This window comes from Lentzea sp. HUAS12 (genome assembly GCF_024125735.1).
GTDB classification, from domain to species: Bacteria; Actinomycetota; Actinomycetes; order Mycobacteriales; family Pseudonocardiaceae; genus Lentzea; species Lentzea albida.
In genome coordinates this window covers 4937723-4962975 of record NZ_CP099738.1, presented here as the reverse complement: position 1 = coordinate 4962975, position 25253 = coordinate 4937723, and the positions used below count along the sequence as shown (strand labels likewise).

General features: G+C 70.0%; 25 protein-coding genes. 14 read left to right on the top strand and 11 right to left on the bottom strand.

Going from position 1 to position 25253, the window contains the following annotated elements; translation table 11 throughout:
• Nucleotides 1-18: 18 nt before the first annotated feature.
• Nucleotides 19-1194 (bottom strand): galactokinase, encoded by a 1176-nt coding sequence (galK, locus tag ND450_RS21950; RefSeq protein ID WP_253320656.1) that lies wholly within the window; start codon nt 1192-1194, stop codon nt 19-21.
• The gene (locus ND450_RS21945) at nt 1191-1886 is read right to left on the bottom strand and encodes a metal-dependent transcriptional regulator (protein WP_253320655.1); all 696 of its coding nucleotides are present in this window, start codon (nt 1884-1886) and stop codon (nt 1191-1193) included. Before ND450_RS21945 ends, galK begins: the two co-directional genes overlap by 4 nt.
• 78 nt (nt 1887-1964) lie before the next feature.
• Between ND450_RS21945 and ND450_RS21940 the strand changes: the two genes are divergently transcribed.
• The gene (locus ND450_RS21940) at nt 1965-2828 is read left to right on the top strand and encodes a sulfurtransferase (protein WP_253320654.1); all 864 of its coding nucleotides are present in this window, start codon (nt 1965-1967) and stop codon (nt 2826-2828) included.
• A gap of 38 nt (nt 2829-2866) precedes the next feature.
• Here the strand turns inward: ND450_RS21940 and ND450_RS21935 are convergent, their stop codons facing one another.
• Nucleotides 2867-3472 carry a hypothetical protein gene (locus ND450_RS21935; protein WP_253320653.1) on the bottom strand — a complete coding sequence of 202 codons (606 nt, stop codon included), beginning with the start codon at nt 3470-3472 and terminating at the stop codon, nt 2867-2869.
• A 74-nt stretch (nt 3473-3546) separates the two neighbouring features.
• Between ND450_RS21935 and ND450_RS21930 the strand changes: the two genes are divergently transcribed.
• From ND450_RS21930 to ND450_RS21910, 5 genes are all read left to right on the top strand, one after another.
• Nucleotides 3547-4719, top strand: a complete 1173-nt coding sequence (locus ND450_RS21930; protein ID WP_253320652.1) for an acetoin utilization protein AcuC — start codon at nt 3547-3549, stop codon at nt 4717-4719.
• A gap of 5 nt (nt 4720-4724) precedes the next feature.
• A complete protein-coding gene (locus ND450_RS21925; RefSeq protein ID WP_253320651.1) occupies nt 4725-7406 on the top strand; it encodes a bifunctional GNAT family N-acetyltransferase/acetate--CoA ligase family protein in 2682 nt (893 codons plus the stop codon).
• 179 nt (nt 7407-7585) lie between these two features.
• Entirely contained in the window at nt 7586-8419 is an 834-nt protein-coding gene (locus ND450_RS21920; protein ID WP_253320650.1) for a glutamate ABC transporter substrate-binding protein, read from the top strand.
• Nucleotides 8420-8450: 31 nt separating this feature from the next.
• Complete coding sequence (locus ND450_RS21915; RefSeq protein WP_253320649.1) at nt 8451-9218, top strand: GntR family transcriptional regulator; 768 nt, start codon at nt 8451-8453, stop codon at nt 9216-9218.
• A 302-nt stretch (nt 9219-9520) separates the two neighbouring features.
• Nucleotides 9521-9862 (top strand): hypothetical protein, encoded by a 342-nt coding sequence (locus tag ND450_RS21910; RefSeq protein ID WP_253320648.1) that lies wholly within the window; start codon nt 9521-9523, stop codon nt 9860-9862.
• An 88-nt stretch (nt 9863-9950) separates the two neighbouring features.
• On the opposite strand, the gene ND450_RS21905 is transcribed toward ND450_RS21910, so the two are convergent.
• The 4 genes from ND450_RS21905 to ND450_RS21890 form a co-directional block, all read right to left on the bottom strand.
• Nucleotides 9951-10556 carry a hypothetical protein gene (locus ND450_RS21905; protein ID WP_253320647.1) on the bottom strand — a complete coding sequence of 202 codons (606 nt, stop codon included), beginning with the start codon at nt 10554-10556 and terminating at the stop codon, nt 9951-9953.
• Nucleotides 10549-11133, bottom strand: a complete 585-nt coding sequence (locus ND450_RS21900) for a hypothetical protein (RefSeq protein ID WP_089924076.1) — start codon at nt 11131-11133, stop codon at nt 10549-10551. Before ND450_RS21900 ends, ND450_RS21905 begins: the two co-directional genes overlap by 8 nt.
• A gap of 70 nt (nt 11134-11203) precedes the next feature.
• Nucleotides 11204-12382: an RtcB family protein gene (locus ND450_RS21895; RefSeq protein WP_089924390.1), complete on the bottom strand. Its 1179-nt coding sequence runs from the start codon at nt 12380-12382 to the stop codon at nt 11204-11206.
• A gap of 10 nt (nt 12383-12392) precedes the next feature.
• Nucleotides 12393-13064: a hypothetical protein gene (locus ND450_RS21890; RefSeq protein ID WP_253320646.1), complete on the bottom strand. Its 672-nt coding sequence runs from the start codon at nt 13062-13064 to the stop codon at nt 12393-12395.
• A gap of 144 nt (nt 13065-13208) precedes the next feature.
• Here ND450_RS21890 and ND450_RS21885 point away from each other — a divergent pair, with 144 nt between their 5' ends.
• Both ND450_RS21885 and cpt read left to right on the top strand, forming a co-directional pair.
• Nucleotides 13209-14537 (top strand): NAD(P)/FAD-dependent oxidoreductase, encoded by a 1329-nt coding sequence (locus ND450_RS21885; RefSeq protein WP_253320645.1) that lies wholly within the window; start codon nt 13209-13211, stop codon nt 14535-14537.
• Nucleotides 14527-15069, top strand: a complete 543-nt coding sequence (cpt, locus tag ND450_RS21880) for a chloramphenicol phosphotransferase CPT (protein WP_253320644.1) — start codon at nt 14527-14529, stop codon at nt 15067-15069. Before ND450_RS21885 ends, cpt begins: the two co-directional genes overlap by 11 nt.
• A 10-nt stretch (nt 15070-15079) precedes the next feature.
• On the opposite strand, the gene ND450_RS21875 is transcribed toward cpt, so the two are convergent.
• The 4 genes from ND450_RS21875 to ND450_RS21860 form a co-directional block, all read right to left on the bottom strand.
• On the bottom strand, nt 15080-15388 hold the full coding sequence (locus ND450_RS21875; RefSeq protein ID WP_253320643.1) for a hypothetical protein: 309 nt from the start codon (nt 15386-15388) through the stop codon (nt 15080-15082).
• A gap of 115 nt (nt 15389-15503) precedes the next feature.
• Complete coding sequence (locus ND450_RS21870; protein WP_253320642.1) at nt 15504-17006, bottom strand: aldehyde dehydrogenase (NADP(+)); 1503 nt, start codon at nt 17004-17006, stop codon at nt 15504-15506.
• Entirely contained in the window at nt 17003-17827 is an 825-nt protein-coding gene (locus tag ND450_RS21865) for an NAD(P)-dependent oxidoreductase (RefSeq protein WP_089924062.1), read from the bottom strand. Before ND450_RS21865 ends, ND450_RS21870 begins: the two co-directional genes overlap by 4 nt.
• Nucleotides 17828-17869: 42 nt before the next feature.
• Nucleotides 17870-18658 carry an IclR family transcriptional regulator gene (locus ND450_RS21860; protein ID WP_245786551.1) on the bottom strand — a complete coding sequence of 263 codons (789 nt, stop codon included), beginning with the start codon at nt 18656-18658 and terminating at the stop codon, nt 17870-17872.
• Nucleotides 18659-18782: 124 nt separating this feature from the next.
• Between ND450_RS21860 and ND450_RS21855 the strand changes: the two genes are divergently transcribed.
• The 6 genes from ND450_RS21855 (at nt 18783) to ND450_RS21830 (ending at nt 25253) form a co-directional block, all read left to right on the top strand.
• Nucleotides 18783-20102 (top strand): ABC transporter substrate-binding protein, encoded by a 1320-nt coding sequence (locus ND450_RS21855; protein WP_253320641.1) that lies wholly within the window; start codon nt 18783-18785, stop codon nt 20100-20102.
• A gap of 128 nt (nt 20103-20230) precedes the next feature.
• Nucleotides 20231-21070 carry a carbohydrate ABC transporter permease gene (locus ND450_RS21850; protein WP_253320640.1) on the top strand — a complete coding sequence of 280 codons (840 nt, stop codon included), beginning with the start codon at nt 20231-20233 and terminating at the stop codon, nt 21068-21070.
• Nucleotides 21067-21945 (top strand): carbohydrate ABC transporter permease, encoded by an 879-nt coding sequence (locus ND450_RS21845; protein WP_253320639.1) that lies wholly within the window; start codon nt 21067-21069, stop codon nt 21943-21945. The genes ND450_RS21850 and ND450_RS21845 overlap by 4 nt, the downstream gene beginning before the upstream one ends.
• 8 nt (nt 21946-21953) lie before the next feature.
• The gene (locus tag ND450_RS21840; protein WP_253320638.1) at nt 21954-22856 is read left to right on the top strand and encodes a 5-dehydro-4-deoxyglucarate dehydratase; all 903 of its coding nucleotides are present in this window, start codon (nt 21954-21956) and stop codon (nt 22854-22856) included.
• A 13-nt stretch (nt 22857-22869) separates the two neighbouring features.
• Nucleotides 22870-24129 (top strand): glucarate dehydratase family protein, encoded by a 1260-nt coding sequence (locus tag ND450_RS21835; RefSeq protein WP_253320637.1) that lies wholly within the window; start codon nt 22870-22872, stop codon nt 24127-24129.
• Nucleotides 24126-25253 (top strand): hypothetical protein, encoded by a 1128-nt coding sequence (locus ND450_RS21830; RefSeq protein WP_253320636.1) that lies wholly within the window; start codon nt 24126-24128, stop codon nt 25251-25253. The genes ND450_RS21835 and ND450_RS21830 overlap by 4 nt, the downstream gene beginning before the upstream one ends.

Here is a 25253-nt window from a genome sequence, read left to right as displayed (position 1 = left end):
GGTCAAGATCGTTCTTGGCTACCGGTCCCTGCCCGCACCCGCGGACGGAACCGCCGTGAAGAGCCTCGGCCGCGTGAGCGAGCGCGAGGCGAAGCCGGCGAGCACGGACCGCTCGACCTCGTCGTGCCGTTCGACGGGCACGAGGGCGATGGCCGAGCCGCCGAAACCGCCGCCGACCATCCGGGCGCCCAGGGCACCGGCCGCCATCGCGGAGTCGACGGCGACGTCGAGCTCGAGGCACGAGACGCGGTAGTCGTCCCGCAGGCTCGCGTGGGAGCCGGAGAGGAGGGGCCCGACCTCGGCGAGCCTGCCCTCGCGGAGCAGTTCGACGGTCCGCAGGACCCTGTCGTTCTCGGTCACGACGTGCCGCACCAGCGGACGCAGGTCTTCGGGCAGCCGGACGAGCACCTGGTCGAGTTCGGCGATGTCGACGTCGCGCAACGCGGGAACACCGAGGATCTCGGCCGCGCGTTCGCACCCCGCCCGCCGGGCGCCGTAGCCGCCGTCGACGAGGGCGTGGCTGGCACGCGTGTCGATCACGAGCACCTCGAGCCCGCTGGCAGCCGCGTCGAACGCGACCTGCTCGGGCTTGCCGGAGCGCACGTCGTAAAACAGGGCGTGCGCTTCGACGCAGCACAGCGATGCCGTCTGGTCCAGGATGCCGGTCGGCGCGCCCACGAAGTCGTTCTCGGACCGCTGCACCCAGCGCGCGATGTCCGGCCGCTCGGCGTCGACGCCGGCGAGACCGAGCAGGGCGAGCGCGACGGCGCACTCCAGGGCGTGCGAGGAGGAGAGACCGGCCCCGGCGGGCACGTCGCCCGCGATGACGAGGTCCGCCCCGCCGGTGACGGCGATCCCCTGCTCACGCAGGGCCCAGGCGACTCCACCGGGGTACGCGGCCCACCCCTTGACGATGCCGGGGGCTAGGTCGGCGATCGCGACCGGGTCCGCTTCCTGCAATCCGCCGTCGTCGCCCATCGTGCTGACGGTCATGACACCGTCGGTACGGGGCGACGCTGCGACCGCGATGCGGTGGGGCAACGCGAACGGCAGCACGTAGCCGTCGTTGTAGTCGGTGTGCTCGCCGATGAGGTTGACGCGGCCAGGGGCCGACCAGACCCCCTCCGGAGCGCGTCCGTGGAGGCGCTCGAACGCCTCTGCCGCCTTCGCCGCTGGAGTCGTCGCCTGGGTCACCGGGCGAGCACCAGGACGGCGTGGGCGACCGCGGGGTCGAGCTCTGCCGTGTGACCGTTGCCGCCGCGCACGTGGATGACCTTGGCGCCACCGAGCGCCTCGACCTCCACGGTGCCGCCCGGCACCACGCCGGCGTCCTTCAGTTCGGCCATGAGATCCGGGTCGAGCTGGACGTGCTCGGCGATGCGGCGGATCTCGACGCGGCCACCGCCGCGGCGGGCCACCTCGTCCACGCGCACCAGGTCCGCCTCGGCGGGCGGGGCCGGCTCGCCGTCGCCCAGCTTGTCGAGGCCGGGGATCGGGTTGCCGTAGGGCGAGGTGGTGGGGTTGCCGAGCAGCTTGATGAGCTTGCGTTCGACGGCCTCGCTCATCACGTGCTCCCAGCGGCACGCCTCGCTGTGCACGTGCTCCCACTCGAGCCCGATGATGTCCACGAGGAGGCGCTCGGCGAGCCGGTGCTTGCGCATGACGGCGATCGCGAGGTTGCGGCCCTGCTCGGTGAGCTCGAGGTGGCGGTCCTCCGCCACGACCACCAGGCCGTCGCGCTCCATGCGGCCGACGGTCTGGCTCACTGTCGGTCCACTTTGGCCGAGGCGCTCGGCGATGCGGGCGCGCAGTGGCACCACGCCCTCTTCTTCGAGCTCGTAGATCGTGCGGAGATACATCTCCGTGGTGTCGATGAGGTCGTTCACACCCGCTCCCCTTCGTATGGTGTCAATGGTAGTCGTGCCGGGGGACACAGGTGTCCGCGCGGGTGCAGGATGTGAGCCGTGCATCCCTTGATCACTCCTGAGGCCCTCGCCGACGCGCTGAGTGCGCGCTCCGCCACCGTCGTGCTGGACGTCCGGTGGCGTCTCGGCGGACCACCCGGACGCCAAGACTACGAGGTCAGCCACGTGCCCGGCGCGGTGTACGTGGATCTGGACACCGAGCTGTCCGCTCCGCCCGGTGCCGGGGGCCGTCATCCGCTGCCGGATCCGGAGCGGTTGCAGGCGGTGCTGCGCGCCGCGGGCGTGCGCGAGGGTGGCCGGGTCGTGGCGTACGACGCGGGGGACGGCTCGGTCGCCGCTCGGGTGTGGTGGTTGCTGCGGTGGGCAGGGTTCGATGAGGTCGCGGTGCTGGACGGCGGGTTCGCCGCGTGGGAGGCCGCCGGGCTGCCGGTGACCGCGGACGTGCCGGCGGCCCCGGCCGATGACGCGGCCGGTGAGTCGGTCGGCAACGTGGTGGTGCGGCCGGGGCGGATGCCGGTGCTGGACGCGGACGAGGCGGCGGCGCTCGCTCGGGAGGGTGTGCTGCTCGACGCGCGTGCGGCCCCGCGGTACCGCGGGGAGACCGAGCCGGTCGATCCCAAGGCCGGACACATCCCCGGCGCCCTCAACGCGCCGTCCACCGGACACGTCGGAGCGGACGGGCGGTGGCTGCCGGCGGAGGAGCTGGCCGCGCGGTTCGCCGGTCTCGGGGTGTCCGGTGAGGTGGCCGTCGGCGCGTACTGCGGGTCGGGTGTGACGGCCTCGTCCGTCGTGCTCGCGCTGGAGGTCGCGGGGATCACGTCGGCCGAGAAGCCGGCGGCCCTGTACGCCGGGTCGTGGTCCAACTGGTGTGCGCTGGACCGGGAGGTCGCCACCGGCGGCTGAGGCGCCGGAGGAGTGCGGCGTGGGCGTGGCGCGTGCGCTCAGGCGTTGGGGATGCGGTTGAAGCCCTCGGTGGCGAGCTTCAGGGCCATGGCGCAGGTGTCCACGTCATCGATCGCCAGGACGCTCACCGAGAAGGCCGGGGTGATGACGTTCGGGTCGTCGGTCAGCATGACGGTGACCTGGCAGTCCTCCTTGGAGGCGTTGACCTGCCAGGCGGTGTTGCCGCCGATCTCGATCTGCTTCTTGTCGCCTTCCTGGTCCGCCACGTCCGGCACCGTGACCATCTGGGTGATCACGGTGGACGGGTTGGTGGTGGTGTGGATGCAACCGCCGTCCGCCGTGGACTTGCCGCCCGTGGCGGCTTCGATGTCGGCCGTCTTGAGGACGCCGCAGGTCTCGAGGCCGGTGGCCTTCTTCTTGGTGGCGATCTTCACGTCGCCCTGCTTCGGGGCGGTCGTGGGGCTCGCCGGCTTCGAGGCGGGGGTGCTGACCGGCGCCTTCTTCGAGGTCGTGGTGGGGTCGGCCGGCTCTTGGACCGCGTTGGTGTCGGCCGTCGCGTTGCCCTTGACCTGCTCGGCGCAGCCCGTGACGGCGGCGAGGGTCAGGCCGAGTGCGAGGAGGAGGGCCGCTGGTCTCAGGTGCATGTCGCCTCTGACCCCTGTTCGGTGAGATCGGTTCCGCGGATCGGTTCGGCGTTGGCGACTGTAGGTTGCAGGGCATGGGTAAGCCAGCCGCTGTTGTCTGGGACAGGTCCTTCCTCGGGTACGACCTCGGTGGCGACCATCCGCTGAATCCGGTCCGGCTCGACCTGACGGTGCGGCTCGCCACGGCGCTCGGGGTGCTGGACGGTGTCGGGTTGCGGGAGCCGGTGGCGGCCAGCGACGAAGAGATCGAGCTGGTGCACAAGCCCGGGTACCTGAGTGCTGTGCAGGCGGCGCCCACCGCCGGGTGGGACGTCGGGCACGGGCTCGGGACGGCGGACAACCCCGTGTTCGAGCGGATGCACGAGGCTTCGGCGCTGGTGGTCGGAGGGTCGCTCGTGGCGGCTCGGGCCATCGCGTCGGGTGAGGTGGACCGGGCGGTCAACATCGCCGGCGGGTTGCACCACGCCATGCCGGACAGCGCTGCCGGGTTCTGCGTCTACAACGACTGCGCGGTGGCCATCGAGTGGTTGTTGCGCAGCGGGGTGGAGCGGGTCGCGTACGTCGATGTCGACGTCCACCACGGGGACGGGGTGCAGACGGCGTTCTGGGACGATCCGCGGGTGCTGACGATCTCGTTGCACCAGCACCCGATGAGCCTGTGGCCCGGTACCGGGTGGGCCGGTGAGGTCGGTGGCGCCGGGGCCGAGGGGAGCGCGGTCAACGTGCCGTTGCCCGCCGGGACGCGGGACGGCGGGTGGATGCGGGCGTTCCACGCGACCGTGCCGGCGCTGTTGCGGGCGTTCCGGCCCCAGGTGCTGGTCACGCAGTGCGGGGTCGACACGCACAAGGAGGACCCGCTCGCCGACCTGTCGCTGAGCGTGGACGGGCACCGGGCGATCTACCAGGCGTTCCGGGACCTGGTGAACGAGCACGGGTACAAGTGGCTCGCGCTCGGGGGCGGTGGGTACGAGCTGCTCAGGGTGGTGCCGCGGTCGTGGACGCACCTGCTGGCGACCGTGCTGGACCGTGACGTCGACCCGAACCGGCCGTTGCCGGCGGACTGGGTGGCGCATGCGACGCGCATCGCACCTGAGTGGCCTTTGCCTGCGTCGATGACCGATGGGTGCGACGCTGGGCACCAGCCGTGGGGCGGGGACGCGGAGGAGCCGGTGGACAAGGCGATCCGCGAGACGCGCCGGGCTGTGTTCCCCTTGCACGGACTTGATCCCGACGACCCCAGGGACTGACACCGGTGCCGGACAGCGTTGCAGACTCGAGCGCGAGAGATCCGTTCGACTTCCCGCGGCGGTGGGAGGCGGACGTCGTCCTCAGCGACGGCGGCACCGTCCACCTGCGGCCCATCACGCCCGACGACGCCGAGAAGCTGCGGGAGTTCCACGGGCGGCTGTCGGAGCGGACGCGGTACTTCCGCTACTTCGGGCCGTACCCGCGGATCCCACAACGCGACCTGGAGCGGTTCAGCACCGTCGACCACCACGACCGGGTGGCGCTCATCGCGCTGCTCGGCGACGACATCGTCGCCGTCGGCCGGTTCGACCGGCTGCACGGCCACCAGAACGGCGGGGTCGCCGGGGACGGGACCAAAGATGGGAACAGCGCCGAGGTCGCGTTCGTCGTCGAGGACGGGCACCAGGGGCGCGGGCTGGGCAGCATCCTGCTCGAACACCTCGCTGCGGCGGCCAGGGAGGTCGGGCTCGCGCGGTTCGAGGCCGAGGTGCTCGCCGAGAACGGGCAGATGGTGCGGGTGTTCCGCGACGCCGGCTACCAGGTCAGCAGAGCGTTCGAGGAGGGCGTGCTGCACCTCGAGTTCGCGATCGACCCCACCGACGAGTCCGTCGCCGTCGCCAGGGCCCGCGAACAGGCCGCCGAGGCCCGCAGCGTGCACAACCTGCTGCACCCGCGCAGCGTGGCCGTCATCGGCGCGTCCACCGACCCGACCAAGATCGGGCACGCGGTCCTCAAGAACCTGCTCGAAGCCGACTTCAACGGGCCCGTCTACCCGGTCAACGCCGAGCACCGCGCCGTCAGGGGCGTCCGGGCCTACCCGACCGTGCTCGACATCCCCGACGACGTCGACCTCGCCATCGTCGCCGTGCCCGCGGCCAGCGTCGACGAGGTCATGGACGGCTGTCTCGCCAAGGGTGTGAAGGCGCTCGTCGTCGTCAGTTCGGGCTACGGCGAGACGGGACCGGACGGGCTGTCGGCCGAACGGCGGCTGGCCGCGGAGGCGAGAGCGCACGGCATGCGCGTCGTCGGCCCGAACGCACTGGGCGTGCTCAACCTCGACCCCAAGGTCCGCCTCAACGCGAGCCTCGCCCCGAAACTGCCGTCACGCGGCCGCGCGGGCTTCTTCTGCCAGTCCGGCGCCCTCGGCACGGCCATCCTCGCCAACGCCGCGGGCTGGGGCCTCGGCCTGTCCACGTTCGTCTCGGCGGGCAACCGCGCCGACGTCTCCGGCAACGACCTGCTGCAGTACTGGGAGACCGACCCGTCGACCGACGTCGTGCTGCTCTACCTCGAGTCGTTCGGCAACCCGCGCAAGTTCGCGAGGCTCGCCCGCCGGCTCGGCCGCACGAAGCCCATCGTCGCGGTGAAGTCCGGCCGGCACGCCGTCGTCCCCGGCCTCGCCGCCACCGCCGCGAACGTCGACGAGGCGAGCGTCCAGGCCCTGTTCGAACAGGCCGGCGTGATCAGGGTCGACTCGCTGGCCCAGCTCTTCGACACCGCGCTCCTGCTGGCCCACCAGCCGCTGCCCGGCGGCAAGCGCGTCGCCGTCGTCGGCAACTCCACCGCCATCGGCCTGCTCGCCGCCGACACGCTGCTGGCCCAGGGCCTCGACCTCGCGGGCGACCCCGTCGACGTCGGCGCGCAGGCCACGCCGGAGGAGTTCGCGAAGGCCGTCGAAGAGGCCCTGGACCGCTCCGACACCGACGCGCTCGTCGTCGTGTTCGTGCCCCCGATCGCGGTGCCCGGCGCCGCCTACGCCCGCGCGCTGAAGGAGGCCGCGCACCGGACGAAACCGATCGTCAGCACGTTCCTCGCGGTCGAGGGCATCCCGGACGAGCTCAAGATGCCCGGCAGGGGCTCGATTCCCAGCTACTCCAGTCCCGAACGGGCCGTGCTCGCCCTCGCCCGCGCCGTCCGCTACGCCCGCTGGCGCGCCGCACCGCAGGGCACCTTCGTGCGCCCCGAAGGCATCGACCTCGACCGGGCCAGGTCCATTGTGGACAATCCAGGGGCCGAGCTCCGCCTCGACGACCTGCAGGCCGTGGAACTGCTGGACTGCTACGGCATCGACGTCGTGCCGTTCCGCATCGCCCACAGCGCGGAGGAAGCCGCCGCGGCGGCGGAAGAACTCGGGTACCCCGTCGCGATGAAGGCCACCAGCGAACGGCTGCGGCACCGCACCGACCTCGTCGGCGTCCGGCTCGACATCGCCCAGCGAGAGTCCGTCGAGGCCGCCTACCACGACCTCGCCACGCTCTCCGGGAAGCCGGACGTCTACGTGCAACGCATGGCGCCCAAGGGAGTGAGCTGCGTCCTCGGCCTGCAGGACGACCCGAGCTTCGGCACGCTGGTCTGGTTCGGACTGTCGGGACTGGTCAGCGATCTGCTCGGCGATCGGGCCTACCGGGCGGTACCCCTCACCGACACCGACGCGGCGGAACTCGTTGCCGCGCCGAAAGCAGCGCCCCTGCTCACCGGGTACCGCGGCGACGAACCCGCGGACCTGAAAGCACTTCAGGATCTGGTACTCCGTTTGGCGGCACTGGCGGAGGACCTGCCGGAGGTGCGGTCGCTGAAGCTCGAACCCGTTCTTGCTTCTGCCGCAGGGGCTTTCGTGAGCAGCGCCCGCATCGTCATCGGCCCTCCTCCGTCCCTGCACGACGCGGGTCCGCGCCGGCTGCGCTGACCACCGGCCGGCGCGGGACTGAACTGTTACGGCACCGATTCCGTTGTTTCCATTCGTACCAAGGTATGGACATGCGTCCCGCCGCCGCTTAGGTTTCCCGCATCGCCGAGCGGCACCGACCCAGGTGCGCAGGCGCATGCCCGTGGAATATCGCTGAAGTTGAAGCTGTAGAGGGACGAATGACGCCGAGAGCACTTCTCCGCCTGCTGGCGACCATGGGTGCTGCCGTGCTCCTGCTCGCCTCGTGCGCGGACGGTGGCGGCTCCGGGATGGCCGCCAAGGTCAGCTCGGACGACCGCATGGTCATCGCCGTGTCGTACGACCAGCCGGGACTGTCGGTGCGCAGGCTCGACGGCAGCTACCGCGGGTTCGACGTCGACGTCGCCAAGTACATCGCGAACGAGCTGGGCGTCTCGGAGCAGAACATCACCTGGAAGGAAGCGCAGCCGGGCAACCGCGAGACGCTCCTGACCAGCGGTGAGGCCGACATGGTCGTCTCCACCTACTCGATCACGGACAAGCGCAAGCAGATCGTCGACTTCGTCGGCCCGTACTTCGTCGCGGGCCAGGACCTGCTCGTGCGCATGAACGAGAACCGCATCGACGGCCCGAAGTCGCTGAACTCGAGCCTGCGCCTGTGTTCCACGGCCGGGTCGACGTCGGCCGAGTACGTCCGCGACCAGTTCGCGAAGGACGTGAAGATGGTCGAGTACGCGAAGTTCAGCGACTGCGTCACGGCGCTGCTCGCGGAGAACGTCGACGCCGTCACCACCGACGACGTGCTGCTCGCGGGCTACGCCGCCCAGAACCCCGAGCTCCTGCGGGTCGTCGGCGACCCGTTCAGCAAGGAGGAGTACGGCGTCGGCCTGCACCGCGACGACCCGGGCAGCAAGGCGAAGGTCCAGGCCGCGTTGCAGAAGATGATCGACACGGGTGCCTGGCGCAAGTCCCTCGAGGCCAACATCGGATCTTCCGGCTACAAGATCCCGGACCCGCCGCTGCTGGCCCCGTGATCACACGGCGCGTAACGTATGCTCACGCCACGTGAACCGCGTCCCGCCGCACCGCGCTGATCGTCCTGTTCGCGCGGGCATCCCAGAACACGGCCGAGTCCCGCGTTACTACGCGGTCAAGGCCGAGTTGTTCGACCTCGTCGAGAACCTCGGCGAAGGCACCGTCCTGCCGTCCGAACGCGAGCTCGCCGAACGGTTCTCCGTGTCGCGCGTCACGCTCCGCCAGGCCGTCAGCGAACTCGTGCTCGAGGGCAAGCTCATCCGCCGCCAGGGCAGCGGCACGTTCGTCGCGCCGCCCAAACTCGTCCAGCCGTTGTCCCTGGTCAGCTACACCGAGGGCATGCGCCGCCAGGGCGTCGAGCCGAACCGCACCGTCATCACGGTCGAGGAGCTCGGTGCCGACGAGGGCCTCGCCCGCGATCTGATGATCGAGCCCGGCGACCCGGTCGTGCACCTCGAACGCGTCCTGCTCGCCGACGACGAACGCATCGGCCTCGAGTCCACCTACCTGAGCCTCTCTCGTTTCCCCGGCCTGCTGGAGAAGCTCGACCCCGCCGGGTCGCTCTACGCGTGCCTCACCGAACGGCTCGGGGTGCGTTTCGCCGAGGCCGAGGAACGAGTCGAGACGGTGCTCGCCACGCCCCGCGAGGCGCTGCTGATCGGCACGAACCCGGCGCTGCCCATGTTGTTGCTGCACCGCGTCTCCTACGACGTCGAGGGCCACCCGATCGAACGCGCCCGATCGCTGTACCGGGGCGATCGGTTCAGCTTCGTCGCGAGGCTGCACGCCGATCGCTGAACACCGACCATCCACAGTGGACCAAGCGCGACCGCACTCCTTTGGGTCCCAACGGAGACGGCTCGGGGCGGGCCGCGCACTTTGTGTTACTTCCCGGGCGCGTCCGGGCGGCTGACGACCGGGCGCATCGTGGCGAAATGCGGCCCCTCCGGACGTTCGAAGTGACTGCGGGTCACCGCGATCCCGTACGGGCACAGGAAGATACGACCCGTTCGCACTCGTTCCCCGCTCAAGTCGCGGAGGTACTGTTGGTGGGAAGAACTTCAGGTGTCCGCAACGGTGCGGAGGAGCGGGGGTGTGCCGTGTCCTTCAAGGCGGAGTTCCTCGCAGAACTCGAGGACTGTCTGCGCGGCTACGGCGCGGTCCCGGTCAGCAACCCCGACGCACTCGCGTTGTTCATCGAGTTCGTGCGAGCCCTTCCGGAGATCGACCAGAGGCTGCGCAGCCTCGAAGGCGTCGACCAGGGCTCCGGCTCGTTCTGGAACAACCCCGCGGTGTGGTGGGAGCAGGTGCCGAGGTTCGGCGCGGGACTGCCGCGATGCGGATCGGCGGAGTGCCGCAAGCTGCTGGACGACATGCTCGACGAGGCCATCAGCGACGAGATCGACGTGCTCGAGATGGAGATCCGCGAGCTGCCCAGCTGAGGTGAACAAGGCTGGGGGACTGGGCTGGTCCGGACATGCCTGCCGGCGCCGCCACCTGTTACGGCCACGGCGCCGGGGCTTCCAGCGCTTATTTGACGGCGACCAGCGACTTGAACAGTTCCCGATAGCGGTGGAGGGCCAGTCGCAGGTCCTCGGTCTGTGGATCACTGTTTCCCTCGAGCTGCTTCGTGAGGGAGCGGTGCCGGGAGGTGAGCTCCTCGAGTGCGCGCGTCACGAGCGCGTCCGCCTTGCTGACGGCCGCCTTCGGGTCGTCGACGAACTCGTACTGCACCGCCTGCCACTCGTCTTCGAGCTTGGCGACCGGACGCTGGTCCGTGCGCTGCGGCTCGGTGTGGCGCTGGTCCGCGTGACGCTGGTCGGCGCGGTGCTGGTCGACGCGGTGCTGCTCCCCGCGCTCGTGGTCGTTGCGCTGCTGGGTTTCAACGCGCTGACCACCGGTGTGCTGACCGTCGGTGCGCTGGCCGTCACCGCGCTGGGCCTGCGTCGCCTGGACGTCGGTCCGCTGCGCCTCCGCCCGGTGGGCGTCCGCCTGCTGGCCCTCGGTCCGCTGTGCGTCAGTGCGCTGGGCGTCAGGCCGTTGCTGCGGCACGCGTTCCGTCTGCGGTGCGCGCTCGGTCTGCTGCGGCCTTGCCGGGGTGGGGACGCCGGCGGCGTGGGTGGGGGTCTCAGACATCGGTCTTCTCCTTCCGCACGGCTTCCCGGTCCTTGCGCGGCGCTGCACCGTGTTCCAGCAGGTCGGTGAACAGCTCGCGGTAGTGCACCATCGCGGTGCGCAGGTCCTCGGTGCTCGCCTCGCCGATCTCCTGGCGCTCCGAGATGTCGTGCGCCTTGCGGTAGTGCTCCAACGTCCGCGCGTGCTCGACGGACAGAACGCTCAGCTGCGCCTCATACCCCTCGGTGGGGTACCCGCGCTCGGCCATCAGATCGGTCACGAGGCGGTCGGCGTCGGCGATGGAGCTCTCCGGCGAGTCGACGAACTTCGCCTGCACGGTCGCCCAGTGCCGGCGGTAACTCTCCTGCGCCGTGGGGGAAAGCGGCTTCAGGTCGAACTCGCTGTGGCGGTGCTCCCGCTCGGCGAGTTCCTTCTCCGCGGCCGATCTGTTGTCGCTGTGCTCGACCACGCGGTCGTACTCAGGGCCGAAGCGGTCGCGCAACTTCTTGCGCTGCATGGCGGGCCTCAGCACGAACGCGAGGACCACCAGCACCACGAGAACCGCGACCACCACGCCGATGATGGCGCCCGTTGACATGGAAAAACCTCCAAGACAGGCAGAAACTCTGGCTGTCCGGAGGCTTTCCCGTTCACTCACAAGGGAAACATCAACCCTTGATACAAACCACCTGCTTGAGCTTCGCGACCACCTCGACCAGGTCGGACTGGTTCGCCATCACGGTGTCGATGTCCTTGTAGGCGCCCGGGATCTCGTCCACGACGCCGGAGTCCTTGCGGCACTCGACACCACTTGTCTGGTCGGCGAGATCCTTCGTCGTGAACGTCTTGCGGGCCTTGTTGCGGGACATCCTGCGGCCGGCGCCGTGCGACGCCGACTCGAACGAGTCGGGGTTGCCGAGCCCGCGCACGATGTACGAACCGGTGCCCATCGACCCCGGGATGATGCCGAGCTCACCGCGGCGGGCGCGGATGGCGCCCTTGCGGGTCACCAGCACGTCCTCACCGAAGTGGTTCTCCTCGGAGACGTAGTTGTGGTGAGCGGAGATCGGCTCCTCGAAGACTACCTGCGGGAACTCGGCGCGCAGCACGTCGCACACCAGGCGCAGCATGACCGAGCGGTTGCGCCGCGCGTAGTCCTGCGCCCAGTACAGGTCGTGTCGGTACGCCGCCATCTCGGGCGTGCCCGCGAGGAACACGGCGAGGTCCGGGTCCGGCAGCTCGGAGTTGTGCGCGAGCGTGCGCGCCACCGCGATGTGGTGCTGCGCCAGCTCGTTGCCGATGCCGCGCGAACCCGAGTGCAGCATGACCCACACCCGCTGGTCGCCGTCCAGGCAGATCTCGAGGAAGTGGTTGCCGCCCCCGAGCGTGCCCATCTGGTGCATCGCCTTGTCGGCGCGCGCCTTCACCGCGGGCGTGAGGTCGTCGAACCCCCTCCAGAACGTGCCCCAGTCGGACGCGTCCCTCTCGGTGAACGCGGTCGCCTTGTGCTGACCGAAACCGACGGGGACCACGGCCTCCATGCGGGACCGCAGACCACGCAACGTCTCCGGCAGGTCGCTCGCCGTGAGCGAGGTGCGCACGGCGGTCATCCCGCAGCCGATGTCCACGCCGACGGCCGCGGGGGAGACGGCGTCGCGCAACGCGATCACCGAACCCACCGTGGCGCCTTTGCCGTAGTGCACGTCGGGCATCACGGCCACGTGCTTGAAGGCCCACGGCAGCGAGGAGATGTTCTGCAGCTGCCGCATGGCGAACTCCTCGACCTCGTCCGGTCGAGTCCACATGCGAATGTCCACGTTCTGGCCGCGGACCAGGGTTGCTGCCATGCCCACGAGGTTAGGCGGCGCTTCGCCCGTTCCACAAAAGAGTTTCCGCGCCGACGAACTCCCACGTGCCCTTGCGGAACTTCGCCTTGCGGAGGTCTCCGCCGATGTTCGTGACGAACGCCCGCACGACAGGCAGGTCGTCGACGGAGGCGATGAGGATCGCCTTGCCCTGCAAGGTGACGCTGCCACCGCCGAGCTTCTCGCGCGCGACGGCGTCGTTGAGCAGACCGGTGCGGACCTGCTGCGCGGTGAGGCCGTCGACCTCGACCTGGACGGCGTCGACGGAGGGCGAGTTCGCGGGCAGGAAGCGGAACGTGAGCACCGACTCCTGCCGGAACTGCTCGGCGATCGCCGAAGCCGTGTGCCGCAGGTTCTCCTCGCCGAGGGTGACGTCGAACTTGCGGGAGCGTTCGAACGTCGTCTGCTGCAGGTCGCTCGACCAGAACACGCCGTCGAGCAACGTCGACCGCGTGGTGTGGCCGCCGTTCGCGCGCACGATCCCGCGGACGTCGCGGTCGAACCGCACGAGTCTTTCCTGGAGCCTCGGGTCGGCGGGATCGGTGATGATCGCCGTGTTGTTCGTCGCGAAGATCTCCGGGGACGGCAGCGGCGCGCCCGCCGCCGTGCCCGTGGAGACCGCGAACGCCAGTACCGACGTGACTGCCACGAGAAGATTTCGCATGGCGCACAACGTATTGCGCGAGCCCGCCGAGCGCACCCCGTCCCACTCGGCGGACGACGCGAACGGTCGACGTGCCCCGGTCTTCCCGCCTTTCCGCGTCCGGGTCATTGACAGCCGCCGCGAACGTGAAAATACTTCGGTCGCATGGATCGCGTGTGCGTCATCGGGGCGGGGTCGTCCGGCATCGCCGCATGTCAGGTGCTCGGCGCCCGCGGCATCGAGTTCGACTGCTACGAGACCGGGTCGGAGATCGGCGGCAACTGGCGCTACCTCAACGACAACGGGATGTCGTCGGCGTACCGGTCGCTCCACATCAACACCTCGCGGCAGATGATGGAGTTCAAGTCCTTCCCGATGCCCTCGCACCTGCCCGCGTACCCCTCGCACTTCCAGATCGCCGAGTACTTCGACGACTTCGTGAAGCACCACGGGTTCCGCGACCGCATCCGCTTCCGGACCGAGGTGACGTCGGTGGCCGTCGCACCGGGCGGCTACCTGGTGACGACGCGCGACCGCGACACCGGGGCCGAGACCGCGCTCACCTACCGTTCGGTGATCGTCGCGAACGGGCACCACTGGTCGCCCCGGATGCCCGAACCGGCCTTCCCCGGCTCGTTCGACGGCGAGGAGATGCACGCGCACTTCTACAAGACGCCGGAGCGGTTGGCGGGCAAGAAGGTGCTGGTGCTCGGCATCGGCAACTCGGCGTGCGACATCGCGGTCGAGTCCTCCCGCGTCTCCGCGCGGACGTTCCTCGCGATGCGCCGGGGAGCGCACATCATGCCCAAATACCTCTTCGGCATGCCGACCGACCACCTGACGACCTCGCCTCTCGCCCGGTTCGCCCCCGGCTGGCTGCAGGCGCTGTCGCTGGGGCTGATGCTGCGGCTGGCGCGCGGCAAGGTCTCCGACTACGGGCTGCCCGAGCCGTCGCACGGCATCCTCGGCGCGCACCCGACGGTGTCCGACGACCTGCTGACCAGGCTCGGGCACGGCGACATCACCGTGAAGCCGAACGTCGAACGGCTCGACGGGTCCGGCGTCGTGTTCGCCGACGGGTCGCGGGAAGACATCGACGTGATCGTCTATTGCACCGGTTACAAGGTGGAATTCCCGTTCCTGGATCCAACGGAGTTCACGGCCGTCTCGTCGCCGGACAACGAGGTGTCGCTGTACCGGCGGGTCGTCGACCCCGCGCACCCCGGCCTGTACTTCCTCGGACTGATCCAGCCCCTGGGGGCGATCATGCCGCTGGCCGAGGCCCAGGCCGAGTGGGTCGCCGACCTGGTCTCCGGCCGGGGCGCCCTGCCCCCGGTACCGGAGATGAAGGCCGAGATCACCACCTACCGGGAGAGGCTGCGGCGCAAGTACGTGAAGTCGAAGCGGCACACGCTGGAGGTCGACTTCCTCGGCTACCAGCGCGAGTTGCTCCAGGAACGGCGGACGTGGGTACGGTCGGACCGTGTCGTCTAGTGCTCAGGTGATCGTTCTCAACGGCGGGTCCAGCTCCGGCAAGTCCGGGATCGCGCGCTGCCTGCAGGCCGTGCTGCCGCAGGCGTGGCTCGCCATCGGCGTGGACACGCTGATCGACGTGATGCCCGCCCGGCTGCGGCTCGGGTCGGAGGGCATCGGGTTCCCGGACGACGGCGGCGGCGAGGTCAGCGTCGGGGCCGAGTTCCGGGTGCTCGAGGACGCGTGGATGACGGGCGTCGCCGCCATGGTGCGCGCCGGGGCACGGGTGATCGTGGACGACGTGTTCCTCGGCGGTGCCGAGTCGCGGCGGCGGTGGGAGACCGCGCTGGACGGGCTGGAAGTGCTGTGGGTCGGGGTGCGGTGCGACGCCGGGGTCGCCGCCGGCCGCGAGCTCGCCCGCGGTGACCGGGTCGCCGGGATGGCCGAGGCGCAGGCCGAGCTCGTGCACCGGGGGATGACCTACGACATCGAGGTCGACACCGCGAAGGCCGAAGCGGTCGAGTGCGCGCGTGTGATCGCCGCGGAAGTCTAGCGGCGCGTCATCAGGAAGCACGCGAAACCGCTGCCGCGCACGGGTTCCGGCAGCCGCTCGATCTCGAACGCCTCCCCGAACAACCGCTGCGCGCCGCCATCGCGTCCACGGCGGCGCCGCGCAGGTCGTCCAGCACGCTGTAGTCGACGAGCAGGTCGAACGTCCCGGACACACCGGGGATCGAGGAGGCCGTCAGGTCGCCCCGCAGCCAGTCGACCGACAACGACGGCGGCGTCGCGCGCCGGGCCTTCTCCAGCCCGGCGGGATCCGCCCGGACGTCACGAGCCCGACCAGTTCGGAACGGGCCCCGCCCTCCCACGGCGCGAAGGTGCGGTACATGAAGTCGTACGCCCGGCGACCGACCACGGCACGTCCTCTCGACGAAAACGGGGCCGCTGACCATCGTGTCAGCGGCCCCGTTCGCGGGACACCACTCAGTGGACGCCGAGCACACCGTCCACCCGGCGGGGGATGCCGAGCGGGTTCGCGTCCTGCAGCTCCGCGGGCAGCAGCGCGTCCGGCCACGACTGGTACGTCACCGGGGCGATCCAGCGGCGGATCGACGTGGCGCCCACCGACGTGTGCAGCGGGTTCGTCGTCGCGGGCCACGGGCCGCCGTGGTGCTGGCCCCACGCCACCGCGACACCGGTCGGCCAGGCGTTGAAGATGATCCGGCCCGCCACGCGGCGCAGGACCTCGGCGACCTCACCGGCCTCGGCGTGGTCCGACTCGGCGGCGTGCACCGTGCCGGTCAGCGTGCCGGGCAGCTTCGCGAGCACCGGGTGCAGCTCGTCCGGCGACGAGTACGTCACGACCAGCGCCGCCGGGCCGAAGTGCTCCTCGGTCAGCTTCTCGAGGTTCTCCTCGAACACCTTCACCGACGTGCTGAACAGCAGCGGCGCCACCGCCCACGCCTCGTCCGGCCGCGTGCCGGTCGACACCACGGAGACCAGGTCCGACGCGGCCAGCGCGTCCGTGCCCGACTTGTAGGAGTCGCACATGCGCTCGTTCAGCATCGCGCCACCGGACGACGCGGCGACCGCCTCGCCCAGCGCGGGCACGATCGACTCCGGCGCGAACACCAGGCCGGGGTTCGTGCAGAACTGCCCGACGCCCATCACCAGCGACTGCGCGAACCCGGCCGCGATCTCCGGCGTGGCCGCGCCCGGAAGGATCACCGTCGGGTTGACGCTGCCCAGCTCGCCGTAGAACGGGATCGGGTCCGGCCTGCCCTGGGCCAGGTCGAACAACGCCCGGCCGCCGCCGGTCGAGCCGGTGAAGCCGACCGCGCGCACCGCCGGGTGCTTCACCAGCGCGACACCGGCCTCGGTGCCGTACACGATCCCGAACACGCCCTCGGGCGCACCGGCCTCGCGCAGCGCGTCGACCACGACCCGCGCGGTCTCGCGCGACGTCGACGGGTGCGCCGAATGTGCCTTCACCACGACGGAACAGCCGGACGCGAGCGCTGAGGCCGTGTCACCGCCCGCCACCGAGAACGCGAACGGGAAGTTCGACGCGGAGAACACCGCCACCGTCCCGAGTGGACGGAGGACGCGGCGCAGCACCGGCCGCGGCGGGATGATGTCCGGGTTCGCCGAGTCCAAAGTGGCCTCGACGTAGCTGCCCTCGCGCAGCACCTCGGAGAACAGCCGCAACTGGTTCGTCGTGCGCTTCAGTTCGGTCGTCAGCCGCGGCACGCCCAAAGCCGTTTCGCTGTCGGCCGTCTCGATCAGCAACGCCGACTCGGCGTCGAGCGCGTCCGCGACCTTCTCCAGCACCACGGCGCGGTCCGTCGCCGCGACGGCCGACCAGGCCGGGAACGCGGTGGCCGCGGCCGAGGCGATGCGGTCCACCTCGCCGTCGGGGGTCTTCGCAACCGGTTCGCCGTACGGCTCACCGGTGCGCGGGTTGTATCCCTGCACGCCGTGGCTCAACGCCCTGCCTCCTTGACTGCCGTGTCGAAATCGGGGCCGCACCAGACGCCGCCCAGGTACTTCACCGCGGGCGACGAGGGATCCGGCTCCCCGTGCTTCTCCAGAACCTCGGCCGCGTACACCTCGGAGTCATCCTGCGGTTCGTACCCCAGGGAGCGGGCCTCGTCCAGCGAGAACCAGGCGCGCTTGTTGGCCGAGATGCCCCACACGACGCGGAAACCCGGTGAAGGGGCGGAAAGGCACGCCTCGAACAGGCGCGCGGCGTCGTCCGGGGACATCCACGTCGAGAGCATCCGCACGTCGCGTGGCTTCTCGAAGCACGAGCCGATGCGGATCGCGATCACGTCCAGGCCGTAGCGGTCGGCGTACAGCGACCCCAGCGCCTCCATCGCCACCTTGGAGACGCCGTAGTAGGTGTCCGGGCGGGGGAAGAGGTAGTCGCCGGCCTCGCCGTCGGCCTGTTCGACGTAGCCCACGGCGTGGTTGGAGCTCGCCAGGACCACCCGGCGGACGCCGGCACGCCGTGCGGCTTCCAGGACCGTGTGGGTGCCGTCGATGTTGACGCGCAGGATCTTGTCCCACGACTCCTCGAGGCTGTGGCCGCCGAGGTGGATCACCGCGTCGACGCCCTCCAGCGCCGCCTCCATGGCGGCCATGTCGGTCACCGACGCCTCGACGAGCTCGACGTTCTCGCCATCGGCGGCCGCGGGCAGCTCCGCGATGTCCAGCAGCCGCAGGACGCGGCCCTCCGCGGCGAGGCGGGGGCGCATGAGCGTGCCCACCCCTCCGCCGGCGCCGGTGATCAGGATGCGTGCGGTCACGGGTTGGAGCCCTCCGTCTTGATCAGGTGGATCGGCAGGAAATCAGCGACCGAACTGGCGGAGGAGTTCGGTGATCGTGCGGGCGGCGTCGAGCAGGGCCGAGATGACCTGCCGCTCGTGCTCCGGGGTGAGCCTGCCCAGCGGCACCGAGCAGCTCATCGCGTCCAGCACGGGGTTGCGGTAGGGCAGCGCCACCGCGAAACAGCCCAGACCGGGAGTGTTCTCCTCGCGTTCGTGGGCGAAACCCGCGTTGCGGAACCCGGCGAGCTGCTCGTGCAGCGCGGCCCTCTCCGTCACGGTGTTGGGCGTCAGCGGCGCCAGTTCGTCGGGGAGGATCTGGTCGACCTCCTCGGGCGTGCGCGTCGAGAGCACGGCCTTGCCCAGGGACGTCGAGTGCGCGGGCAGCCGGCGGCCGACGCGCGAGACGACGCGCAGGTGGTGCTCGGACTCGCGGCTCGCGAGATAGACCACGTCCGCACCGTCCAGGCGGGCGAGGTGGACGGTCTCGTTGATGTCCTGGCGGACCTGTTCCATCACGCGGATCGCCGCCCGCACAACGGGGTCGTGGTCCAAATAGGACGTACCGACGAGCAGAGCGCGCACGCCGATGCCGTAGGTGCCCCTGTCCGAGTCGACCTCCACCCAGCCGCGCGCCACCAGCGTCTGGAGCAGCATGTACAGGCTGGACTTGGGGTAGCTGAGCTCGCGGTGCAGCTCGGTGAGCGTCAGCCTGCGGTCTGACGCGGACAGCACTTCGAGCAGCTCCACCGTGCGGTCGGCGGACTTCACCGCCCCGGGACGCGCTGTGCCCTTGTCGATCGGCGACGCCACCTGACCTCCTCGAAACAGTTAAGCAACTTGCCCTTGACACGTTGCTGTGCTGATTCTTACAGTCCTGCACCAGGTTCACAAGTACGACCCAGGTTCATGTATCTGAACACGAAGGGCTCCGACGATGCGCCGTAGAACTGCCACCACACTCGCCACGCTCGGCGTGGCCGCGCTGCTCGCGGGATGCGGCAGCGGTGGCAGCACCGCCGCGTCGAACAAGGACCCGAACAAGCCCCTCGAGGTGTGGACCCGCTCGACGGAGGCGACCGCGAAGGTCTACGAGAAGATCTTCAAGTCCTTCACCGAGAAGACCGGTGTGCAGGTCGACTACAAGCCGATCTTCAACGACTTCGACAAGCAGGTGCAGCAGCGCGCCGCGTCCAAGGACCTCCCCGACGTCGTCATCACCGACACCGGCTCGCTCGGCAACTTCGTCAAGCAGGGCTGGACGACCGAGGTCGCCAAGGACGACGTCGCGGGCGCCGGCGACATCGTCGACCGCGCCTGGAACAACGGGAAGGGCGCGGACGGCAAGTACTACGCCATCCCGTACTCCACCCAGGCGATGGTCACGCTGATCCGCAAGGACTGGCGCGAGAAGCTCGGCAAGCCGGTCCCCACCACGTGGGAGGAGCTCGACGACCTCGCGAAGGCGTTCACACGGAACGACCCCGACGGCAACGGCCAGAACGACACCTACGGCATGCTCGTGCCCGGCACGACCGACCGCGGCTACCTCGCGTGGTGGGCGTCCAGCTACATCTGGCAGGGCGGCGGCGACATCCTCGAGGACGAGGGCGGCGGCAAGTTCCACGTCGGCATCGACTCGCCCGAGTCGACCAAGGCCGTCGAACGGCTGCGCAAGCTCTTCTGCGACGACAAGGTCATCCAGCCCGGCTCGCTGACCCTGGGCACGAACGACGCGCACCCGCTGTTCGAGTCGGGCAAGAGCGGCATCTACCTCACCGGCCCGTACATGATCGGCCGCTTCGACAAGTCGCTCGGCAAGGACAAGTACGAGGTCGTCGCGTCCCCGAAGGGACCGGCCGGCGCCACGGTGCTCGGCGAGGGCGAGAACATCTACCAGATGGCGGGTTCCGCGAAGACCGCCGACCAGAAGAAGCTCGCCGAGTACCTGATCACGCCCGAGGCGCAGCAGGCCGGCATGAAGGGCGACCCGCAGCCCGTGGTCCGCCTGCCCGTCAACAAGACCGTCGACGTCAACGCGACGTACGACGACCCGCGCTGGGCGACCGTCGCGGGCGTGTACTCCAGCGAGGCGCGGCCGTTCCCGAGCGTCCCGAACTTCGCGCCGTTCCGGCAGAAGACCTCGGAGACCCTGAACTCCATCTTCGCGAAGTGCCCCGCCGACTCCTCGGCCGAGCTGAAGTCGCTGGCGGACGCGCTGAAGAAGGAGCTCGACAACCAGAAGGCGTCGAAGTGACGGCAGTTCAGTCCTTCGGCGACACCCGAGACGTGGGCTCGACGGCTAGTGGCGGCGGTGCCGTCGAAACCCACCCCGTGAGGCGGCGCCGCCGGCGCCGCCTCACGGGAGCCACCTTCATTCCGTGGTTGTTCCTGCTCCCCGCCGCGCTGATCTTCCTGGTCTTCAAGTTCATCCCGATGGCCGAGGGCATCCGGCTCTCGCTGTTCGAGGTCCGGCCCTTCCTCGGCGACATCTTCGTCGGGTTCCGGAACTACGCGACGATCCTGCAGGACGAGAAGTTCCTGACCGCCAGCTGGCACACGCTCGTGCTGGCCGGCGGTCAGACGGTCGGCGCGATGGTGATCGGGTTCTTCCTGGCGTTGCTGCTGGAGGGCCACACCAAGTCGCTGTGGTTCGTCCGGTCCGCGGTGTTCCTGCCCGTCGTGGCGGCCACCGCGGTCATCGGTGAGATCTGGCGGCTGTTCTTCTACCCGGCGCCCGAGGGCTTCCTCAACGAGCTGATCTCGTGGGTCGGTCTCGGGCCCTGGGAGTACATCCACAGCACGGACACCTCGCTGGTGTCGGTCATGTTCGTGGGCATCTGGAAGCACGCCCCGTACGACATGGTGCTGATCCTCGCCGGGCTCGCCGGCATCGACCGCCAGCAGTACGAGGCCGCCGCGATCGACGGGGCCTCGACGCCGCAACGGATCTGGAACGTCACGCTGCCCGCTTTGCGCCCGGTCATCACGATCCTGCTGACCCTGGCGGCGATCCGCGGCCTGCGCGTCTTCACCGAGGTGTACGTGCTCACCGGTGGTGGGCCCGCGGGATCGACCGACGTCTGGATGACGCGCGTCTACACCACGGCGTTCGAACAGTCCGAAGCCGGGCTCGCCTCGGCTGGTTCGGTGCTGTTGTTCCTGGTTACCTTGGTCCTGACGGTCAGCGTGCAGTGGTACCGCCGGTGGAAGGAGGCGCGATGAGCGTCAACTCGAGTCGCTTCGACAGCGCCATCGGCTGGTCCACCCGCCCGGACGCGTGGGTCAGCAGGGGCATCCGGTTCGTTTTCAGCGCCGTCGCTGTAATCCTTTTCTGCGGCCCGCTGCTGGTCATCTTCTCCGGAGCGTTCGACCACAACCCGGACCCGACCAAGCTGTCGGTGGTCCCGGACAGCCCGTCGCTGATCAACTTCCAGGTCGCGGCGGAGAACAGGATCTGGCACTACCTGACGAACTCGCTGGTCATCGCCGGTGGCGCGCTGCTGTTGCAGCTGTCGGTGAGCGTGTTCGCCGCCTACGCGTTGGCGCGCAAGAAGTTTCGCGGTCAGGCCATCGCTCTGTTGGTCATCCTCGCCACGATGATGTTGCCGGAGGAGGTCATCGCGATCCCGCTGTCGCTGGTGATCGGAGACCTACCGCTGGTGCACGTGAGTCTCAAGGGCACCCTGCTCGGCGTCATCCTCCCACTGGGGGCTTGGGGTTTCTCCATCTTCGTCATGACGGAGTTCATGCGGGAGATCCCCGCGGAGCTGGAGGAGGCGGCCAAAGTGGACGGTGCCGGGGAGCTGCGCCTCTTCGCGCAGATCATCCTCCCGCTGTGCAAACCCGCGCTCGGCGTCATCGCCGTGTTCGGCTTCAACATGATTTGGGAGCAGTACCTGCTTCCCCTGATCGTCGCCGCCGACCCCTCCGATTACACGCTCACGGTCGCACTGCTCGCGCTCCGCTCCGACGACCAGGTCGGAACGGGCATCGTGCTGGCCGGTGCGTTGCTGGCGCTGGTGCCGAGCCTGGTCGTGTACCTGTCGCTGCAGAAGTCCTTCCTGCGTGGGATCACCACCGGAGCGATCAAGGGATGAGTCTGGTTATGCAACTCGATGGTGTGCTGTTCTTCCCGGTGACCCCGTTCGACGGCGAGGGGAACATCGCCTACGACGTGCTCGCCGAGCACGTCAAGCACGGTGTCTCCGCCGGGCCGGGCGCTGTGTTCGCCGCCTGCGGCACCGGCGAGTTCCACGCGCTGGGGCTGGAGGAGTTCGAACGCGCGGTCGCCGTCGCGGTCGAGGCGACGGCGGGCAAGGTGCCGGTGTTCGCCGGCGCGGGCGGCTCGATCGTGGCCACCAAGCAGTTCGTGAAGGCGGCGGAACGCGCCGGCGCCCAAGGCATCCTGCTGCTGCCGCCGTACCTCGTCAGCAACCCGGCCGCCGGTCTCGTGCGGTACGTGGCCGAGACCGCCGCCGTCACCGAACTGCCGATCATCGTGTACCAGCGCAACAACGCGGTGTTCACGCCCGAGACGGCCGTCGAGGTCGCGCGGATCCCGAACGTCGTCGGCTTCAAGGACGGCCTCGGCGACCTCGACCAGATGCAGCGGGTCGTGCTGTCGGTGCGTGCAGGCGTTGACAAGCCCTTCCAGTTCTTCAACGGCCTGCCGACCGCGGAGATGACGCAGCTCGCGTACCGGGCCATCGGGGTCGAGCTCTACTCGTCGGCGGTGTTCTGCTTCGCGCCCGAGATCTCGATCGGCTTCTACAACGCCGTGCAGGCGGGCGACACGGACCTGGTGAACCGGTTCCTGCACGAGTTCTACAAGCCGCTGGTGGAACTGCGGGACAAGGTCCCCGGCTACGCGGTCGGCCTGGTGAAGGCCGCCGTGCGCGCGAACGGGTTCGAGGTCGGGGGAGTGCGGCCGCCGCTCATCGACCCGACGGACGAGCACCTCGCCGCACTGGACAAGATCATCGGCGCGGGCAAGGCACTGCTGAGCTGAGAGGGCGTCCGGCATGAAGATCACCGAGATCGTTCTGACACCGATCGCGTTCCGGGACCCGCCGCTGCTGAACTCGGCGGGCGTGCACGAGCCGTGGGCGCTGCGCACGATCGTCGAGGTGCACACCGACGAGGGCATCTCGGGGCTGGGGGAGACCTACGGCGACCTCGGGCACCTGGAGCGCTCGCGGTCCGTTGTGGACTCCCTCGTCGGGCTGGACGTGTTCGCCCTCAACGAGATGCACGCACGGGTGGCGGCCGCGCTGGGCGGCGAGGCCGGGCCGGACAAGCACGGCCTGACCGGCAAGATCACGGCGGAGAGCACCGTCGACCGCGTGTACTCGCCGTTCGAGGTCGCCTGCCTCGACATCCAGGGCAAGGCGCTCGGGCGGCCGGTCAGCGACCTGCTCGGTGGCGCGGTGCGGTCCTCCGTGCCCTACTCCGCCTACCTGTTCTACAAGTGGGACGGGCACCCCGGCGCGGAGCCGGACGAGTGGGGCGAGGCGGTCGACCCCGCGGGCATCGTCGCGCAGGCCTCGGCCATGATCTCGCGGTACGGGTTCGGGTCGATCAAGCTCAAGGGCGGTGTCTTCCCGCCGGAGCAGGAGATCGAGGCGATCCGGGCGCTGCGCGAGGCGTTCCCGGACCACCCGCTGCGACTCGACCCGAACGCGGCCTGGTCGGTCGAGACGTCGCTGCGGGTGGCCGCGGAGCTCGACGGCGTGCTGGAGTACCTGGAGGACCCGACCTCCGAGATCTCCGGGATGGCGGAGGTGGCCGCGAAGGCGCCGATGCCGTTGGCCACCAACATGTGCGTGGTCGCCTTCGAGCACCTCAAGCCGTCGGTGGAGCAGGACGCCGTGCAGGTGCTGCTGTCGGACCACCACTACTGGGGCGGCCTGCAGCGGTCGCGCCAGCTGGGGATGATCTGCCAGACGTTCGGCATCGGCCTGTCGATGCACTCGAACTCGCACCTCGGCATCTCGCTGGCCGCGATGACGCACCTGGCCGCGGCGACGCCGAACCTCAACTACGCGTGCGACACGCACTACCCGTGGAACGCGGCCGACGAGGTCGTCGAGCCCGGCGTGCTGTCCTTTGTGGACGGCGCGGTGCCGGTCCCGACGACGCCGGGGCTCGGTGTGTCGCTGGACCGCGACGCACTGGCCCGCCTGGCGGAGAACTACGTCCGTTGCGGCATCACGGCTCGCGACGACACGGGCTACATGCAGAAGTTCGACCCGAGCTACGAGAGGAAGCGTCCCCGGTGGTGAAGTCGGTCGTCCACGCCTACCCGTGGGACCTGATCGGAGATCCCGACGCCGTCGCGCGGTACCAGGCGCTCGGGGTCGACGCGATCGCGCTCGCCGCGTCGTACCACACGGTGCGGGCCGCGACGCCGTTGCACCCGGAGCACCGCCTGGTCGACGCCCGGCACGCGGCGTTCTACCTGCCGGTGCGGCCGGAGAAGTACGGCCGGCTGGTGCCCGCCGCACCGTCCTGGGTGGACGGTGCGGACTCGTTCGGCGAAGCGGCCGCCCTGGTCCGTGCCGCCGGACTGCCGGTGTACGCGTGGACCGTGCTCACGCACAACTCGCGCCTCGGCGACCTGCACCCGGACGTGACGGTGGTGAACGCGTTCGGGGACCGCTACCCGTACGCGTTGTGCACCGCGCAGCCCGACGTCGTGGAGTACACGTCGGTGCTGGTGTCGGAGGTGCTGGAGCTCGGTGCCCCCGACGGGATCGTGCTGGAGGCCTGCGGGCCGCTCGGGTTCTTCCACGGCGGGCACCACGAGAAGACCGACGGCACGGACTGGAACGCGGTGCAGCAGAAGCTGTTGTCTCTGTGCTTCTGCTCGGCCTGCACCGCCCTCTACGCCGACCCGGATGCTCTGCGTGACGCGGTCCGGGCGGGGGTCGACCGCGGCGCTCCTGCCGTCGAGGAAGCGCTGGGAGCGCTCGCGGACGACGTCCGGGCCGTGCGCACCGGCGTGGTGCGGTCGTTGCGGCAGCGGCTCGTGGGCGAGATCCGTGCCGCCGCGCCCTCGGTGCGGGTCGGCATGCACGTGACCGCGGACCCCTGGGGCACCGGGCCGTTCGCGACGGTGGCCGGGGGAGTCGGCGCTGACATCGATGTCCTGACGACCATGTGCTGGCCCGGCCCGGACGTCGCCGTGCCCGGCATCGAGGCCCTGCGCGCCGAGGCTCCGGACACCCGGATCGCCGCGTACGTGCTGGGGCTGCCGCCGAAGCCCGCCGACGGCGCCGCGCTGTCGGCGGAATGGCTCGCGTACCTCGACGCCGGTGTCGAGGAGTTCCACCTCTACCACGGAGGATTGGCTTCGGCCGCTCGTTTGGAAGCGTTGCGGGAAGCAGTGGCCGCCGTCAGCCGGTAA